We start from the raw sequence: 18,570 nt of genomic DNA, 5'->3' as shown, positions 1-18,570 counted from the left end.
CTTTTGGAAAACGAAAAATGGCTTGTTATCGGTGAGGACTCCCGATTAAAGGAACTAGCTACAATGCTAAGAAGTCCATCGAGAACAGTATTTTATAAAAGAACAACTGTATGGAACGAAGAGTTAAATAAACTTGTTTTAGAATTCCAGCCTAATAAAATCGTATTACCTATTCTTCCATTAAAAATAGAAGTTGAGCAGCTCTATGGTATATCACAAGTGAAATTTTATACAGGTCGATTAACAATGCATTGGAAGCAATTACTAGAGAAAAATGAATCTATTTGCTATTTACAACAAGAATCATTTATTTGGCAAAATGCTCGATTAACAGCGGAGGGATTTATCGCCACGTTTTACGGACTCGAGCAAAAATGTATTTACGGACAAAATTTCACAATCGCAGGTTTTGGTCGCATCGCAAAAATGCTCGCCTCTTTACTAGTTAAGATGGGTGCAAATGTTCATATTGTTGCACGTTCAGTTGTACAAGTGAGTGAAGCAAAAGCTTATGGTTATAAAGCCACGAATTTAGATGATCGCCAATGGTCTATTACAGATGGCATTTTTATTAATACAATTCCTGCTAAATGGATTACAGAGTCTTTTATAGAGCATGTTCCAACTGTTTTATATGACTTGGCTTCAGAGCCAGGATGTTTAGATATAGATTCTGATCAATTACAAACGTATGTACTATTGCCATCATTGCCTGGGAAATACTTTGCACATGATGCTGCTACAATATTGTGCAAGGCAATAGAGGAGGAAGAAAATTGTTAACGGGGAAACGAATTGGCTTAGGTATTACTGCTTCTCATTGTACGTATGAAGATGTAGTACCTAAAATCCAAAATTTTATTGATGTCGGAGCAACAGTTATTCCAATCATTACCCATTCCGTTTTACATGCAGCTACACGCTTTGGTACAGGTGAAGAGTGGATTGCCAAAATAGAAGCTTTGACAGGAGAAAAAGTTATTTCTTCTATAAAAGAGGCGGAGCCATTTGGCCCATCCAATCCATTAGATGCAATGGTCATAGCCCCCATGACAGGCAATAGCATAAGTAAATTTGCTAATGCGGCAACAGATAGTCCTGTGTTAATGGCAGCAAAGGCTACTTTGCGTAATGGTTCGCCTGTAGTTTTAGGTATTTCCACAAACGATGCACTAGGCTTAAATGGCATAAATATTATGAAACTGTTAAATGCCAAAAATATATATTTTATTCCCTTTGGTCAGGATGCCCCTCACTCCAAACCAAATTCTTTAATTGCTGATTTTGAGCAAATGGTGGATACTGTTCATGCAGCAATTACGCAGAAAAAGCAATTACAACCGCTGTTGATACAATATTTCAAATAAATAAGAGATTACACACAATTTTCAGTATTTTTGTGATACAATAGCACACATTATGGAACATGTATTCAAGGAGAGATGACAGATGACAAAGCAGTTAACAGTTGCGGTTGTTGGGGCAACAGGTGCAGTAGGATCGAAAATGATGGAGCAGTTGATTAAACGTAAATTTCCGATTGGACATATTAAATTTCTAGCTTCTGCTCGTTCAGCAGGAAAATCAATCGAATTTAATGGGGAAACATATACAATTGAAGAAGCGACACCTGAGGCTTTCGAAGGCGTCAATGTCGCTTTATTCTCAGCTGGTGGTTCAGTATCAGCTGTGCTTGCACCAGAAGCAGCTAAGCGTGGTGCAGTAGTTATTGATAATACGAGCCATTTTCGTATGGATCCAGAGGTACCGCTTGTCGTGCCTGAAGTGAATCGAGGCGACTTAGCGAAGCATAAGGGAATTATTGCGAATCCAAACTGCTCGACAATTCAAATGGTAGCTGCGCTTGAACCAATTCGTCATGCATTTGGTTTAACAAAAGTAATTGTTTCAACTTATCAGGCAGTATCAGGTGCAGGGATTTCTGCGATCCAAGAATTAAAGGCACAAAGCGAAAACTGGGATGCAGGTAAAGATGTAGAAGCAAATATTTTACCGTCTGGTAGTGATAAACGTCATTACCCAATTGCTCGTAATGTCATTCCACAAATCGATAAATTCACAGATAATGGATTTACATACGAAGAAATGAAAATGATTAATGAGACGAAAAAAATCATGCATGCACCAGAGCTAAAAGTAGCTGCTACTTGTGTTCGTGTGCCAGTCGTTTCAGGTCACTCTGAATCTGTTTATATTGAGGTAGAGAAAGACGCGTCAATCCAAGAGATTTTCGAAGTATTACGCAACGCACCAGGTGTGGTATTACAAGATGATATTGCAACACAAACTTACCCAATGCCTATTTATGCAGAAGGGGAAGACGCTACTTTTGTAGGACGTATCCGTCAAGATTTAGACAACAGCAAAGGGTTCCATCTATGGATCGTTTCTGACAATTTATTAAAAGGCGCCGCATTAAACTCTATCCAAATTGCAGAAGCAATGCTTGAGGATAACTTACTATAAGAGGGGTGTAAGGATGAATTTAGGTCGAATTGGAACGGCAATGATTACGCCGTTCAAAAATGATGGCACGATTAATTATCCAGAACTAGAACGTATTATTAATCATTTAATAGACAATGGTACTGATTGTATTGTTGCTTGTGGTACGACTTCTGAAAACCCAACTATGTCTACAGAAGAGAAAATTGAAGTTGTACGCTTTACCGTAGAGAAAGTAGCAGGTCGCGTACCAGTTATTGCAGGTACTGGGGATAATGAAACAGCTTACTCTATCGCGATGACACATAAGGCAGAAGAAAATGGAGCAGACGGCATTATGCTTGTAGCTCCTTACTATAATAAGCCAAATCAACGTGGGATTTATGCTCACTTTGAAACCATTGCTAAACAAACTAGTCTCCCTGTTATGCTTTATAATGTTCCAGGGCGTACTGGGGTCAATGTTGCCTATGAAACTTCTGTTGCATTAAGCAAGATTCCTAATATTGCTTGGATTAAGGAAGCGAGCGGTAACTTAGATCAGATGGGTGATGTTATTGAGAATGTTGATCCAGCTGATGATTTCTTAGTGTATAGTGGGGACGATGGTTTAACACTCCCACTAATGGCCATTGGTGGAGCAGGTGTTATTTCTGTAGCTGCCCATGTGGTAGGCAATGATATGCAATTAATGATTAAAGCGTTTGAAGAAGGAAATCATAAGCTAGCAGCCCAAATTCACCGAGCCTTATTACCTTTAGTACGTGCGCTGTTCGCTCAGCCCAACCCTTCACCGATTAAATATGCGATGACAAAATTAGGATTTGATACACTCAATGTTCGTTTGCCGATGATGGAAATGACAGATGAAGAGAAAGCTAATTTTGACCGAATTTGGGATACGTATCAAGAAAAAGCGAAAAGTTTTAGATAAATAGGAGCGAGGCTGATAGCATTTCAGCCTCGTTTTTTATATTTTATAAATAAAAAGTATGTACAAAATTTGTAACTCCTCGTCCTTACAAATACTTATTTAGCTCTATTTATACAGGATAGCCAATATTTGTTTTCCATCTGCTAGTAATAAGCAAATAGCAGGAAAATCTATTTCCTACGTGAAACATGTATTTTTAATTTGTGCAAAAGCTTTGCAAACCGTATAATAAATGTTAAGTGGTTGCTGTTCGGGATATTTTTTAGGAGGAAATAAATTGACAAAAAAGAAAAATGAATTAATCCGCATCATCCCTCTTGGTGGTGTAGGCGAAATTGGGAAAGCCATGTACGTAGTAGAAATTGATGAAGAGCTATTTGTGGTGGATAGCGGCTTAATGTTCCCAGAAGATGAAATGCTAGGTATAGATATCGTGATTCCTGACATTACTTACTTAGAAGAAAATAAAGAACGTGTGAAAGGTATTTTCTTAACACATGGTCATGAAGATGCAATTGGCTCAATTGCCTATGTATTACAAAAAATAAAGGCACCTGTGTACGGATCGAAATTAACTATTGCATTAGCAAAGGAACATTTAAAAGAATTACCTGCACCACATCAAGTGAAGTTTTTTGAAGTAACAAACCGTAGTCGTATGAATTTTAACTCAACGTATGTAACATTCTTCCACACAACACATAGTATTCCCGATTCGTTAGGGGTAGTGTTCCATACATCTGAAGGCGCGATTGTTCATACAGGAGAGTTTAAATTCGATCAGTCAGCGACAGGTAAATTTAAACCTGATTTAGCAAAAATGGCACAGCTAGGAGAAGACGGCGTTTTCATTTTACTATCTGAGTCTTGCGAAGCTGAGCGACCAGGATATACGACATCAGAGATTGTCATTGAAGAACAATTATCAAAAACATTCCACTCAGCACCAGGTCGTATTTTAGTAGCTGTTTACGCATCGAATTTTATTCGAATTCAACAAGTATTTGCTCAAGCACAGAAATCATTCCGTAAGGTTGTAATTGTGGGCAAACCATTGGAAAAGGCAGTTGATTTAGGCGTACAGCTTGGTTATTTAACAGTCGAAGAAGATACAATTATTCCGATCTCGGAAATGCAAAAATATCAAGATGATGAAATTATCATTATTGCAACAGGCAACAGAGGAGAACCTCTCGATGCTTTAGAAAAAATTGTCCGTAAGCACCATCGTGACATTAAAATTAAACAAGGTGACACGGTACTAATTACCTTTACACCTTCTCCTGGCATGGAAGTTCAAATGGCGAATACAATGAACTCTATGTCAAAAGCAGGCGCTGAAATTTTGACTTCTAGCAAAAATGTCCATGTTTCAGGACATGGTAGCCAAGAAGATTTAAAGCTGATGCTAAACTTGATGCAACCAAAGTACTTTATTCCCGTACAAGGAGAATACCGTATGCTAATTGCGCATTCTAAATTAGCACAACAGCTAGGTATGCAAAAATCCCAAATTTTTATCGCTGATAAAGGGGATATCGTAGAATATAAAAATAATAAAATGCGCATGAGTGGTCGTGTACAAGCTGGTAATGTCTTAATTGACGGTATTGGTGTAGGCGATGTAGGTAATATTGTCCTTCGTGACCGTAAATTATTATCGCAGGATGGTATTTTCATTGTGGTGGTAACATTAAATCGAGCACAAAAGAAAATTGCCTCTGGGCCAGAAATTTTATCACGAGGCTTTGTCTATGTACGAGAATCAGAGGAATTAATGATTGAGGCTTCTGACATTGCGAGGAATGTGATAGAAAAGTACGTTGGGAAAGAAACCTTTGAATGGACGAACATAAAACAAGAAATTAGAGATACGCTAAATACGTATTTATTCCAAAAAACAAAACGTCGCCCAATGATTATTCCTATTATTATGGAATATTAATTGAACAAGCTCATCGTATATGCTTTGAGGAAAAAATAAATGATAAAGGATTTTCTCCCAATTGCGGTGGAAAATCCTTTTTTTGAAATATTCAAGTTCTACATGTGATGATTCGCTACATATATAGAATGGATTGCAGAAGAAGGTGAATTTGATGGCAGTTAGTAAGAGAAAAAAAGTTACTAAAAGTAAAGCGACAACAGAAAAAAAAGAAATGCATCCGCTTATGTACGAAATATTAGGGTTGCTCTTAATTGCATTAGCAGTCATTATGATTTTTGAATACGGCATGATCGGGCGGATTCTACAAACAATCGCCATGTTCCTTTTTGGTAATTTACATTTTGCTGTTCCATTTATGCTTATATTTGTTGCATTGTTAATGATGATTGGTCGTAAAAAAGTTGGGATAAAGGATCGATTAATACTTGGCATGTTCCTCATTGTTATGAGCTTAACGATTTTTAGTCATGGCATATTATTTGAACAACTATCCAAATCAGGTGGTCTACTATCTGATTCTGTGCTACGTGAATCATGGCGAATTTTGATTAATACAGATGGTATCATTCATCGTAGTAATGCTTTAGGGGGTGGCATGATTGGTGCCCTACTATTTAGTGGGCTTCATGTGCTGTTTGAAGCCTCGGGGGCAAAAGTTGTTGCTTGGGTTATTTTCTTTATTGGTTTAATTCTTGTCACTGGTAAAGCATTAGTGCCTTATCTAGCAGAAAAAACGCCAGATATATTTGGTAAATGGAAAAAAAAGCATCATGATAAGAAAAAAAATACACCGAAAAAACCAAATAATCGTCGTTCAAGAGTAGAGAGTGGGGATGAAGTAGCAGCTGTTAATCAATCTATAGATATGCCTGAACAAGAAGAAGAAATACCACATGAACCAATTATTTCTGCTTTTACACAGAATGTTTCACAGGAAAGAGAAGTGATTGATACAACTCACATGGTGGAAAATGAACTTGAAGAAGCATCGGATGATGTCCAGATTCAGGGCACAGATGCAGTAGAAAATGCAGATTATCAGCTCCCATCATATAATTTATTACAATTACCTCCACAACATGATCAAAGTGGTGAATATTCAGTGATTCAGGCAAATGCCAAAAAGCTTGAGCAGACATTACAAAGTTTTGGCGTAAAGGCAAAGGTGACACAGGTGCATTTAGGTCCTGCTGTTACGAAGTACGAGATTTTACCAGATATCGGTGTGAAAGTAAGCAAAATTGTCAATTTGCAAGATGATCTTGCATTAGCATTGGCAGCTAAAGATATTCGTATGGAAGCGCCAATTCCTGGGAAATCTGCGATTGGTATAGAAGTACCTAATAGTGAGGTAGCCATTGTAACACTTCGTGAGGTATTAGAATCGAAAGATGGTGCTAAGCCTGAAGCATTATTACAAGTAGCATTTGGTCGAGATATTACAGGACAAGCTGTATTAGCAGAGCTCAATAAAATGCCACATTTACTTGTAGCTGGTTCTACAGGTAGTGGGAAAAGTGTTTGCATAAATGGCATTGTTGTATCCATACTAATGCGTACAAAACCGCATGAAGTGAAGCTCATGATGATAGACCCAAAAATGGTTGAATTAAACGTTTATAATGGGATTCCACATTTATTAGCGCCTGTCGTAACGGATGCACGTAAAGCTTCGCAAGCACTGAAAAAAGTGGTATCTGAAATGGAACGCCGCTATGATTTGTTTTCTCATACAGGTACAAGAAATATTGAGGGCTATAATGCACATGTCCAAAAGGTTAATGATCAAACAGAGGAAAAGCATCCAAAGCTACCTTATATTGTGGTTATTGTAGATGAGTTAGCGGATTTGATGATGGTCGCATCAAGTGATGTAGAGGATTCGATTACACGTTTAGCGCAAATGGCAAGGGCAGCTGGCATTCATTTGATTATTGCCACACAACGACCAAGTGTAGATGTTTTAACAGGTGTCATTAAAGCAAATATTCCATCCAGAATTGCTTTTGCAGTTTCTTCCGCGATTGACTCAAGAACAATTTTAGACATGGGTGGAGCTGAACGATTATTAGGACGAGGCGATATGTTATTTTTACCTGCTGGAGCTTCTAAACCAAAAAGGGTGCAGGGTGCCTTTTTATCAGATCAAGAAGTGGAGGCAGTCGTTCATTTTGTTATAGAACAGCAAAAAGCTCAGTATCAGGAGGAGATGATTCCTACTGAAGAAGAGACCATTTTAGAGGAAACAGATGATTTGTATGATGAAGCAGTCCAATTAGTTGTCAATATGCAAACAGCATCTGTCTCTATGCTTCAACGTCGCTTCCGTATTGGTTATTCAAGAGCTGCACGTATTGTTGATCAGATGGAGCAACGCGGTATTGTTGGGCCTCCAGAGGGTAGTAAACCTCGTCAAGTACTTGTTCACCAATACGATAACTAAGCAAAAAATGAAGACGAAAATGGCGAGAGCATTTGTATTTTTGTCCAAAAATTTGCAGATAAAATAAAGAAAGAATGAATTCTATAACAGATTTTACTCAAAACTGTTTATTTCATTCTGCAAAAATGTTATATTTATGAACGATTAGTAGGAATGTTGTACATCAGATGTCTGATCTCTGATTTTGGTGGTGATATATGTGACTATTAAAGCAGATCATCGTCATCTCTATCTTCAAGTAATCGATCGTTTAAAATCTGACATCGAGGCTGGCGTTTTTAAAGAAAATGAAAAGCTGCCTTCAGAATTTGAATTATCGAAATCACTAGGAGTCAGTCGAGCAACACTTAGAGAAGCACTTCGACTGTTGGAAGAGGAAAATGTGATTGTGCGCCGACATGGGGTTGGGACTTTTGTCAACCCGAAGCCGTTGTTTACATCAGGCATCGAGCATTTATCTAGTATTTCTTCTATGATCGAGGCAGCAGGTATGGAGCCAGGTTCGCGATTTTTAAAAGCGACTGAGCATGTGCCTTCTGAGGAAGATTTAAAACGCTTCCAAAGTGATGGCGACGATAAAATACTCACGATTGAACGTGTCAGAACAGCGGATGGTGAGCCAGTAGTATACTGCATAGACAGGCTACCTGCAAGCTTCCTGCCTACTGACTTTGTCGAAAAAAAAGAAGTTTCACTGTTCTCTGCACTTGAGCAATCTGGCAAAATTCATGTAGCTTATGCTGTAACCTATATTGATCCAGTTGGGTATCATGAACAAGCCTCACCGATTTTAAATTGTGGACGTGAGACAGCTCTTTTAGTGTTAAAGCAATTGCATTATGATGATCATGATCAAGTAGTGCTCTATTCAAAAAATTATTTCCGAGCTGATAAATTCAGCTTCCATGTAGTTCGTAAACGGGTGTAGAACATTTCTAAATTTTTTCCTGCTAATTACAATACCTTTGGGGGGTTAATTAAATGAAAAAACGTAAATTTGGTTTAGTATTAACATCAGTATTAGCGGCAAGTGCTATTTTAGGTGCTTGTGGTACGAAAGACGACGAAAAGCCAGCGAAAGAAAATGACAATGCTTCAGGTGGCGAAAGCACAGAAGAAGCTTTCTCAGTAGCGATGGTTACTGACGTAGGTGGCGTTGATGACAAATCATTCAACCAATCTGCATGGGAAGGTGTACAAGCTTACGGTAAAGAGCATGATTTATCAAAAGGTGATGGTGGTTTTGACTACCTACAATCAGCTTCAGATGCTGACTATGAAACAAACTTAAACAACTTAGTTCGTCGTGACTTTAACTTAGTATTTGGTATCGGATTCATGATGGCTGATGCAATTGATGCAGTTGCTTCTGAAAATCCAGATAACCACTTTGCATTAATCGATGCTGAAGTAGAAGCAGACAACGTAGTAAACGTACTGTTCAAAGAGCAAGAAGGTGCTTTCTTAGCAGGTGTTGCTGCAGCGAAAACATCTAAAACAGGTAAAATCGGCTTCGTAGGCGGCGTTGATATTCCAGTTATTAACCGTTTCCACGCTGGTTTCGTTGAAGGGGCTAAAGCAGTAAACCCAGATATCGATATTCAAGTAAAATATACTGGTGCCTTTGATAAAGCAGATCTTGGTAAAATTACAGCGAACAGCATGTATTCTTCAGGTGTAGATGTAATCTTCCACGCTGCTGGTGCAACTGGTAACGGTGTATTCTCTGAAGCAAAAGAGCGTAAAGCGAAAGATCCAAATGCTGATGTATGGGTTATCGGTGTAGATGCTGACCAATACGAAGAAGGTAAAGTAGACGATAAAACAAACGTTACATTAACTTCTATGTTAAAAGGTGTTAATACAGCAGTAGTAGATATTTCAAATAGAGCGAAAAATGGTGATTTCCCAGGTGGAGAAACACTTGTTTACGGTTTAGCTGAAGACGGCGTTAAACTTGCGGATTCTCGCGGTGCGATTCCAGAAGATGTACAAAAAGTAATCGACGAATATAAAGAAAAAATTGCTAAGGGTGAAATCAAAGTTCCAGAAAAAGTGGAAAAATAATTCATCTTTTGATCATCATAAGGGACTCTTAGAAGGACCTTATGATGATTTTTCAATCTATCGTTATATTTAGATTATTCGCAATACTCTATTTAACTAGATTTATAGAAACCTTATAGAGGTAGTAATTATGATTTGAATAATGATGGTAACAAGTTAATAGAAGAAAGGTTTCTAACGATGACCTTTCCTGTATTAATTTAGCAAAACATCTACCTCTATAGGTGGGATATTAAATCGGTAATAAAATATAGCCTCTAGTAGAAAATTTATTACTGGACGTATGGCTTATCTGTACCATCCATCATGTAGCAGCAGATACTATACGCTAAGATGAAAATACTTAATAATAGTGCCTATTAAGGGAGTGACAAATTTGGATTATGTGATTGAAATGCTAGAAATCCGTAAAGAATTCGGTAATTTCGTGGCGAATAATAATATCACCCTCCAACTGAAACAAGGCGAGATTCATGCATTGCTAGGTGAAAATGGTGCAGGTAAATCGACTTTGATGAACGTCCTTTTTGGTTTGTATCAACCAGAGGGTGGCGAAATTCGTGTACGTGGGAAGGCTGTAAAAATTACAAACCCGAATATTGCCAATGATTTAGGGATTGGCATGGTGCATCAACATTTTATGTTGGTAGAAAACTTTACGGTAACAGAAAATATCATTTTAGGCACTGAGCCTACTAAAATGGGAATTGTGAATATAAAAGATGCGGCTAAGAAAGTACAAGCACTTTCTGAAAAGTATGGATTAGATGTTGATCCGAACGCCAAAATCGAGGATATCACGGTTGGTATGCAACAGCGTGTAGAAATATTAAAAACATTGTATCGTGGTGCCGAAATTTTAATTTTTGATGAACCAACTGCATCATTAACACCGCAAGAAATTACCGAATTAATTCAAATAATGCGCCGTCTTATCGCAGAGGGTAAATCCATTATTTTAATTACGCATAAGCTAAAAGAAATTATGGAAGTTTCAGACCGTGTGACGATTATCCGTAAGGGAGAAGGGATTGGCACAGTTGTAACCGCTGCCACAAATCCTGATCAGCTTGCAGAAATGATGGTTGGCCGTCAGGTTGAATTCAAAACGGAAAAAACGGATGCGACCCCGACTGACGAAGTGCTTGCGATTGAGAACTTGGTTGTTACAGACTATCGAAATATTGATAAAGTTAAAGGTCTTAATTTAAATGTTCGTAAAGGTGAAATCGTAGGTATTGCTGGTATTGATGGTAATGGTCAATCCGAGTTAATAGAAGCCATTACAGGTCTACGCAAAATTAAAAGTGGTAAAGTCAAGCTGAATGGTAAAGATATTACTAACATGAAGCCTCGTAAAATTACAGAGGAAGGCGTAGGACATATTCCACAAGACCGTCATAAGCATGGATTAGTTTTAGATTTCCCAATTGGTCATAATATTGCATTGCAAACATATTACCAATCTCCAATAGCGAAGGGCTTTGTGATGGACTATAAAAAGGTGTCAGAGAAAGCTCGCCAAATCATTAAAGAGTATGATGTGCGTACTGGTAATGGAGAGATGACACCAGCTCGTGCATTATCTGGTGGTAACCAACAAAAAGCAATTATTGGTCGTGAAATTGACCGTAACCCTGATCTACTAATTGCTGCTCTACCAACGCGTGGACTTGACGTAGGAGCTATTGAATTCATTCATTCTCGTCTAATTGAGCAACGTGATAAAGGGAAAGCCGTTTTGTTAATCTCATTTGAATTAGATGAGGTGATGAATGTTTCGGATCGAATTGCTGTTATCTATGATGGACAAATTGTTGATGAGTTAAATCCGAAAGAAACGACTGAACAAGAGCTAGGCTTACTAATGGCAGGACAAAGTAAAAAAAATATAAAGCGTGATGCGAAGGAGGGGAACGACTAATGTCAAATCGTGTCATTAATATCCTCGTTCCTATCATCTCTATCATTATCGGTTTAATTGTAGGGGCTATCGTTATGGTAGTCAGTGGCTATGACCCAGTGCAAGGTTATATCGCTCTTTGGACAGGTATTTTTGGAGATTCATATTCAATCGGGAACACAATTCGTCAAATTACACCATATATTTTAGCAGGTCTTGCGGTAGCATTTGCATTCCGTACAGGGCTCTTCAATATCGGTGTTGAAGGTCAGCTAATTTTAGGTTGGTTAGCCGCTGCATGGGTAGGTTATGCGTTTGAACTTCCTAAAATCATTCACTTACCATTAGCATTGCTTGCAGCAGCTGCTGCAGGTGCATTTTGGGCCTTTATTGCAGGTTTCTTAAAAGCGAAATTTAAAGTTCACGAAGTTATTGCGACAATTATGCTGAACTACACTGCACTTTATATTGCAAATGCAGTGATTAAAAAATTGTCCGATGGCAGCTTTAAAACAGAACGTATCCATGAGTCAGCTTCTTTACGTTCTCCGTTTTTAAGAGAGCTTACAGACAACTCAAGTCTTCACTATGGGATCATTGTTGCACTTTTAATGGTAGTTGTGATGTGGTTCATTTTAGAAAAAACAACACGAGGCTACGAGCTAAAAGCAGTAGGTTTTAACAAAAATGCCGCTGATTATGCAGGTATGAGTGTCAATAAAAATATTATTTTAGCTATGACAATTTCTGGTATGTTTGCAGGTCTGGGTGGTGCGATGGAAGCTTTAGGGACATTCCAAAACGCATCCATTAAACCTGGCTTTACGGGAATTGGGTTTGACGGTATCGCCGTTGCGCTACTTGGTGCCAATACACCACTTGGAGTAGTGTTTGGGGCATCCCTTTTTGGTTCTTTAAAATATGGTGCATTAAATATGCCAAATGCTGCGGGAATTCCAGAAGAAATCGTATCCATTATTATTGCATTGATTATCTTCTTCGTTGCATCAGGCTATATTATTCGAGTAGGCTTACAAAAGCTGAGCAAGAAAAAGGAGGGACAATAACATGAGCTTTTTAGAAATGTTATATTTCATCATCCCTTCAGCGATTCTTTATGCAACACCTTTGATTTTTACGGCCATCGGTGGGGTATTCTCTGAACGCTCTGGTGTTGTCAACATCGGGCTAGAAGGCTTAATGATTGTCGGTGCGTTTGTTGGTATTTTTGTCAATTTAGAATTCGCTTCATCATTAGGGGCAGCAACAGTTTGGGTAGCAATGCTAGCAGCTGTTGTGATTGGTGCTGTGTTCTCGCTTTTCCATGCTGTAGCTTCTATTTCTTTCCGTGCCGATCAAACGGTATCAGGGGTAGCTATTAACTTACTAGGTTTAGCTGCAACCGTATTCTTAGTAAAAATGATTTATGATAAAGGTCAAACAGATATGATTGACCAACCGATTCGTCGTTTCGGTGTCCCTTACTTAGAGGATATTCCGTTCTTCGGTCGTTTACTGTTCCATGATGTTTACAGCACATCTATTTTAGCGTTCGCTGTAGCATTCGGGGCATGGTTTATCATTTATAAAACGCCATTCGGCTTGCGTTTGCGTGCCGTGGGTGAACATCCAATGGCAGCAGATACAATGGGTATAAATGTAAATAAAATGCGCTATATTGCCGTGATGATTTCAGGGGCATTAGGTGGTCTTGGTGGTGCAGTGTATGCACAAACAATTACACACGACTTCTCACATGCAACAATTGCTGGTCAAGGTTTCATGGCTATTGCCGCAATGATTTTCGGGAAGTGGCATCCAATTGGAGCACTAGGTGCAGCCTTATTCTTCGGTTTAGCACAAACATTAAGTATTGCAGGGAATCAAATTCCGCTAATCGAGAATGTTCCAGCAGTATATCTACAAATTTTACCGTATGTGTTAACAATTCTTGCTTTAGCAGGATTTATTGGTAAAGCAAACGCTCCAAAAGCGAGTGGACAACCTTATATTAAAGGTAAACGCTAAGAAAAGCATTTTAAGGACTGGGCACTATGCTCGGTCCTTTTTTTATTATAATTGGCGTAATTTTTAATTTTTCCCATACATACTTTGGATTCCTTTTGCAATTATAGACAATAGACATGTATAGTATGTGTAGTACATCGTTATATTAAGAAGGATAGGAGGGTTTCATATGTTTAAAACAATACCTTTTGCAAAAGGTGTCAATTTGCATATCCGACAAACGACCCAATTTAAAACCGTAAATTTTTCAATTAAATGGAGAAGAGCATTAACGGCTAAAAGTGCATCAGAGCGTACAGTATTAACAAATGTACTGCAGCACAGTAATGCTAAATATAAGACAACTGCTGCTTTTCGAAGCTTTTTAGATGACTTGTATGGTACAGTTTTGTATTTTGATACATCGAAGCGCGGAAATGAGCATACGGTTCTTATGAATGTAGAGACTGTTAATGATCATTATCTAGCAAATACAAGTGTCTTAAACGAAGTCCTTGGTTTATTGCATACAGCTATTTTTGAGCCTAATCTAGAAAATGGTGTCTTTAAGGAATCCGTTGTTGAGCGTGAGAAAAAGACAGTTATTCAACGTATTGAATCTATTTTTGACGATAAATCTCGCTTTGCTCAATTCCGTCTACAACAAATCCTGAGACCAAATGAGCCAGCATCAATTTCAGCGAATGGTAGTGTCGAAGAAATTCAAAAGATTACCCCTGCCTCATTATTTGAGGCTTATCAATCGATGCTAGCTAACGACAAAATCGATATTTATGTAGCTGGAGACATTAATGAAGAGGAAATTGTTGCGAAATTAAAAAAAGCGCTACCATTTAAGGATCGTACTCCTGAGGAAGTTCCAACAGTACTCCCTCAACAACATCCAAACAATGATTATGTAAGAGAACAGCATGAAATGAAACAAGGTAAACTTCATATTGGCTTTAGCACACCTGTTAGATTTGGAGATGCAGATTTCTCTAAGATGCAAATTTTTAATGGGATTTTTGGTGGATATCCACATGCTAAGTTGTTTATGAATGTTCGTGAAAAAGAGAGTCTTGCTTATTATGCTTCTAGTTCCTATGCTTCGCATTATGGACTTGTATTTGTTGTATCTGGGATTGAAGCTAAAAATGAAGAAAAAGCGCTATCTTTAATTAAAGAACAACTTGCCGTCATGCAGGCTGGGGACATTACAGATTTAGAGCTGGAGCAAACAAAGGCTATGCTGACGAATCAGCTAAAAGAATCCTTAGATTCGGCACGAGGTCAAATTGAAATTTTTGATCAATATAAGGATTTACCTGAAGAATTCTCAGTTCAAGCCTGGGCAAATAAGTGGAAAGCTGTGACAAAAGAAGATGTTGTTGCAATGGCAAAGCAAGTGCAGCTTGAAGCGGTCTATTTCTTATGTGGAAAGGAGCAAGCCGCACAATGAAAACAATAGAATTTAAACAATTAGATGAAATACTTTATTATGAAAAACTAGACAATGGCTTAGATGTTTATATATTGCCGAAAAAAGGCTTTTCCAAAACATTTGTTACATTTACAACAAAGTACGGCTCTGTCGATCGTACGTTCGTGCCAATTGGTGAAACAGAAAGTATTACTGTACCAGATGGTATTGCACACTTTTTAGAGCATAAAATGTTCGAAAAAGAGGATGGAGACGTTTTCCAAAAATTTAGCGAATATGGTGCTTCTGCGAATGCATTTACATCGTTTACGCGTACAGCTTATTTATTTTCATCTACTGACAATATTTATAAAAGTACAGAAACATTATTGAATTTTGTCCAAGAACCATACTTTACAGAAGCTACTGTCAATAAAGAAAAAGGAATTATCGGGCAAGAAATTACAATGTATGATGATCAACCAGACTGGCGTCTATACTTTGGCACAATCGAAAATATGTATCATCATCATCCTGTAAAGATTGATATCGCTGGTACAATTGAATCGATTGATGGCATTACAGCGGAGCACTTATATACGTGCTACAATACGTTTTATCATCCTTCGAATATGTTGTTATTTGTGATTGGTGCTGTTGAACCAGAAGAAATGATGACGTTTATTCGTGAGAATCAAGGTAAAAAAGAGTTCCCAGAACCAACGCCTATTCAACGCTTCTTTGATATAGAACCATCAGAGGTAGCTATTAAAGAACGTACATTAAATATGGATGTTCAAAAACCAAAAATTTATGTAGGTTTAAAAGCGAAAGACACTAATTTATCAGGTCAGGACATGTTAAAGCATGAGTTGTCGGTTCAAATTGCACTTGAACTTATTTTTGGACGTACCTCTGATTTTTATGAACGTGTTTACGAGGAAGGTTTAATTGATGAGACATATGCTTTTGATTTTACCTTAGAAAATGGCTTTGGGTTTGCCATGATCGGATCAGATTCAGCAGAGCCTGATAAATTGGCAAAAACGATTATGGACGAATTAGCAAAATATGAAGGAAATAGCCAGTTTGATCGTGCTGGTTTGGATCGTATAAAACGCAAAAAAATTGGGTTCTTCCTACGTGCACTAAATTCGATCGAGTTTATCGCAAACCAATTCACACGATATTCCTTTAATGACATGAATTTATTTGATGTAGTACCAGTACTTGAGACATTAACTGTGGATGATTTACAAAAAGCATTTGCTTCTATCCAAGGTGAAACACAGCAAACGGTCTTTAAAATTCTGCCAAGTAAGCAGGATGCACAGTGAAAAAATTTGCCCTTGTTTTAGGTGCATCAGGTGATATCGGTCATGCCATTTGTCAAAGCTTAGCTGAGGACGGCTGGTCTATCTATGTACATTATTCAAACAATCAAAATGCGGCACAGAGATTATGTGAAATGCTTTCCGAAAATTTCCCTGCACAAGAATTTATGCTTGTACAGGGGGATTTTTCAATTGTTAATGGAGCAGAATTAGTAGCCGCGCAAATTTTCAATGTGCAGGCTATTGTTTTTGCCAATGGACAAGCCCACTATTCATTGCTCGAAGATACGACAGTTGAGGATATGGATGCTTTATGGCGTGTTCATGTTCAAAATCCTATGAGACTAACAGCTTTACTTTCTGGAAAACTTCGCAAGCATGAAGTGAGCTATGTACTATTTATAGGTTCCATCTGGGGAGAAGCTGGCTCAGCGGGGGAGGCACTTTATGCAACTGTTAAGGGTGCGCAACATGCTTTTGTTAAATCCTATGCAAAAGAAGCGGCATTATCTCGGATTAGAGTGAATGCTATTGCTCCTGGTTTTATAAATACCTCAATGAACAGCCATCTAAATCAAGAAGAGCTTCAATACATTTTGGACGATATCCCACTAGGCTCCATTGGACAAACAAAAGATGTGGCTGAAATGGTACGTTTTTATTTGTCTGGTAAAGCTAATTATGTGACAGGACAAATCGTACGATTAAATGGAGGCTGGTACATATAATAATCTCTTTTGCACATACTACTTGTGTAAAGGAGGAGGAAGAATATGACCATTTTAGAAAACTGGCAAAAATGGACATCGTTTTTAGGACAAAACGTTATGCAAGCTGAATCAAGCGGTATGCCGAAGAAAATGATTCAAACGGCTGCTGTCCAAATTGGGGAATATTTGGCGACTAATGTCGATCCTAAAAACGAACAAGAGCGAGTGCTGTCGGATTTATGGGGCGTTGCCTCTGAAGATGAAAAACATGCATTAGCGAATTGTGTCATTAAGCTTGTACAAAATAAGCATGTGCAGTAAATAAAAGAGGAGAGCCAATCTCCTCTTTTTGCTATACAATAAACTTTTTATCTGTGAAAACGGGAACGTATGTAAGCCTATTTAACAGTCTTCAAAAAAAATTAGTAAATAACGCTGTAATTCCATGTATTCTAACTTTCCATTACATAAAAAATCAGCTATGATGGAACTTATAAAGGATTTTTTACGTTAACTAATAGGAAGGGAACGAGTGTGTTGAGCGATTGGTACTTTGAATATGAAATTCAGGTGAATCGCCCTGGATTATTAGGAGATATTGCTTCACTTTTAGGGATGCTTCGTGTCAATATTATATCAATAAATGGTGTAGATGAGGATCGACGTGGTATGTTAGTGCATACAGACAATGATGAGGCAATTGAGCGTTTTCGTACAATTGTTTCGACAATGGAACATATTAACGTAACCAAATTTCGACAACCAAAACTTCGTGACCGTTTAGCCATTAGGCATGGTCGTTATATTCCTCGAGATGCAGATGAAAAAAACACATTCCATTTCGTAAGAGATGAATTAGGTATTTTAGTCGACTTTATGGCAGAACTCTTTAAAAAAGAGGGACATAAGCTGATTGGTATTCGTGGCATGCCACGTGTTGGAAAAACTGAATCCATAGTAGCCGCCAGTGTCTGTGCCAATAAAAAATGGATCTTTTTATCATCTACAATGATTAAGCAAACAGTTCGTAATAAGCTTGTGGGAGATGAATTTAGTCGTAACAATATTTTTATTTTAGATGGTATTGTGACTCGACGTTCATCTGATGAGAAACATTTGCAATTAGTGCGTGAAATGATGAATATGCCTTGTATCAAAGTTGTAGAGCATCCAGATATGTTTGTTCAGCATTCTGAATATAAAATAGAGGATTTTGATTATATTATTGAACTACGTCATCACACTGATGAAGAAATTACTTATGAAATAATGGAAAAAAATCATATGTCCGAATCCGATTCTTTTGGAGGATTTAATTTTTAATTTGATGTTAAA

16 protein-coding genes are annotated in these 18,570 nt (G+C 37.8%); all 16 read left to right on the top strand.

All coding sequences use genetic code 11. From position 1 onward, the window contains the following. The first annotated feature begins 3 nt into the window (after window positions 1-3). The gene (locus tag VK91_RS05530; RefSeq protein WP_004224963.1) at window positions 4-783 is read left to right on the top strand and encodes an NAD(P)-dependent oxidoreductase; all 780 of its coding nucleotides are present in this window, start codon (window positions 4-6) and stop codon (window positions 781-783) included. Next, window positions 777-1,367, top strand: coding sequence for a dipicolinate synthase subunit B (locus VK91_RS05525; protein WP_004224962.1), 591 nt, complete (start codon window positions 777-779; stop codon window positions 1,365-1,367). The genes VK91_RS05530 and VK91_RS05525 overlap by 7 nt, the downstream gene beginning before the upstream one ends. Before the next feature lie 82 nt (window positions 1,368-1,449). Continuing rightward, complete coding sequence (locus VK91_RS05520; protein WP_048391546.1) at window positions 1,450-2,487, top strand: aspartate-semialdehyde dehydrogenase; 1,038 nt, start codon at window positions 1,450-1,452, stop codon at window positions 2,485-2,487. Between the two features lie 13 nt (window positions 2,488-2,500). After that, a complete protein-coding gene (gene dapA / locus VK91_RS05515; RefSeq protein WP_048391545.1) occupies window positions 2,501-3,400 on the top strand; it encodes a 4-hydroxy-tetrahydrodipicolinate synthase in 900 nt (299 codons plus the stop codon). A 277-nt stretch (window positions 3,401-3,677) separates the two neighbouring features. Then, entirely contained in the window at window positions 3,678-5,345 is a 1,668-nt protein-coding gene (locus tag VK91_RS05510) for a ribonuclease J (RefSeq protein ID WP_048391543.1), read from the top strand. A 154-nt stretch (window positions 5,346-5,499) separates the two neighbouring features. Continuing rightward, window positions 5,500-7,791 carry a DNA translocase FtsK gene (locus VK91_RS05505; protein ID WP_048391541.1) on the top strand — a complete coding sequence of 764 codons (2,292 nt, stop codon included), beginning with the start codon at window positions 5,500-5,502 and terminating at the stop codon, window positions 7,789-7,791. Window positions 7,792-7,990: 199 nt separating this feature from the next. Further along, entirely contained in the window at window positions 7,991-8,719 is a 729-nt protein-coding gene (locus VK91_RS05500) for a GntR family transcriptional regulator (protein ID WP_048391539.1), read from the top strand. A gap of 53 nt (window positions 8,720-8,772) precedes the next feature. Then, complete coding sequence (locus VK91_RS05495; protein WP_048391537.1) at window positions 8,773-9,858, top strand: BMP family protein; 1,086 nt, start codon at window positions 8,773-8,775, stop codon at window positions 9,856-9,858. Between the two features lie 376 nt (window positions 9,859-10,234). Then, window positions 10,235-11,782, top strand: coding sequence for an ABC transporter ATP-binding protein (locus VK91_RS05490; protein ID WP_048391535.1), 1,548 nt, complete (start codon window positions 10,235-10,237; stop codon window positions 11,780-11,782). Beyond that, window positions 11,782-12,828 carry an ABC transporter permease gene (locus tag VK91_RS05485; RefSeq protein WP_004224945.1) on the top strand — a complete coding sequence of 349 codons (1,047 nt, stop codon included), beginning with the start codon at window positions 11,782-11,784 and terminating at the stop codon, window positions 12,826-12,828. The genes VK91_RS05490 and VK91_RS05485 overlap by 1 nt, the downstream gene beginning before the upstream one ends. A gap of 1 nt (window position 12,829) precedes the next feature. After that, entirely contained in the window at window positions 12,830-13,789 is a 960-nt protein-coding gene (locus VK91_RS05480) for an ABC transporter permease (protein WP_048391533.1), read from the top strand. Between the two features lie 169 nt (window positions 13,790-13,958). Beyond that, entirely contained in the window at window positions 13,959-15,230 is a 1,272-nt protein-coding gene (gene yfmF / locus VK91_RS05475; RefSeq protein WP_048391531.1) for an EF-P 5-aminopentanol modification-associated protein YfmF, read from the top strand. Beyond that, a complete protein-coding gene (gene yfmH / locus VK91_RS05470; protein WP_048391529.1) occupies window positions 15,227-16,528 on the top strand; it encodes an EF-P 5-aminopentanol modification-associated protein YfmH in 1,302 nt (433 codons plus the stop codon). The genes yfmF and yfmH overlap by 4 nt, the downstream gene beginning before the upstream one ends. Then, window positions 16,525-17,253: an elongation factor P 5-aminopentanone reductase gene (gene ymfI / locus VK91_RS05465; RefSeq protein WP_048391527.1), complete on the top strand. Its 729-nt coding sequence runs from the start codon at window positions 16,525-16,527 to the stop codon at window positions 17,251-17,253. The genes yfmH and ymfI overlap by 4 nt, the downstream gene beginning before the upstream one ends. Before the next feature lie 45 nt (window positions 17,254-17,298). After that, the gene (locus VK91_RS05460) at window positions 17,299-17,556 is read left to right on the top strand and encodes a DUF3243 domain-containing protein (RefSeq protein ID WP_004224939.1); all 258 of its coding nucleotides are present in this window, start codon (window positions 17,299-17,301) and stop codon (window positions 17,554-17,556) included. Window positions 17,557-17,772: 216 nt separating this feature from the next. Further along, window positions 17,773-18,558 (top strand): DUF3388 domain-containing protein, encoded by a 786-nt coding sequence (locus VK91_RS05455; RefSeq protein ID WP_026023397.1) that lies wholly within the window; start codon window positions 17,773-17,775, stop codon window positions 18,556-18,558. Window positions 18,559-18,570 lie beyond the last annotated feature (12 nt).

It is taken from the genome of Lysinibacillus sp. LK3 (genome assembly GCF_001043675.1).
In the GTDB taxonomy this organism is placed as follows: Bacteria; Bacillota; Bacilli; order Bacillales_A; family Planococcaceae; genus Lysinibacillus; species Lysinibacillus capsici.
This window is presented reverse-complemented; position numbering and strand designations above follow the sequence as displayed.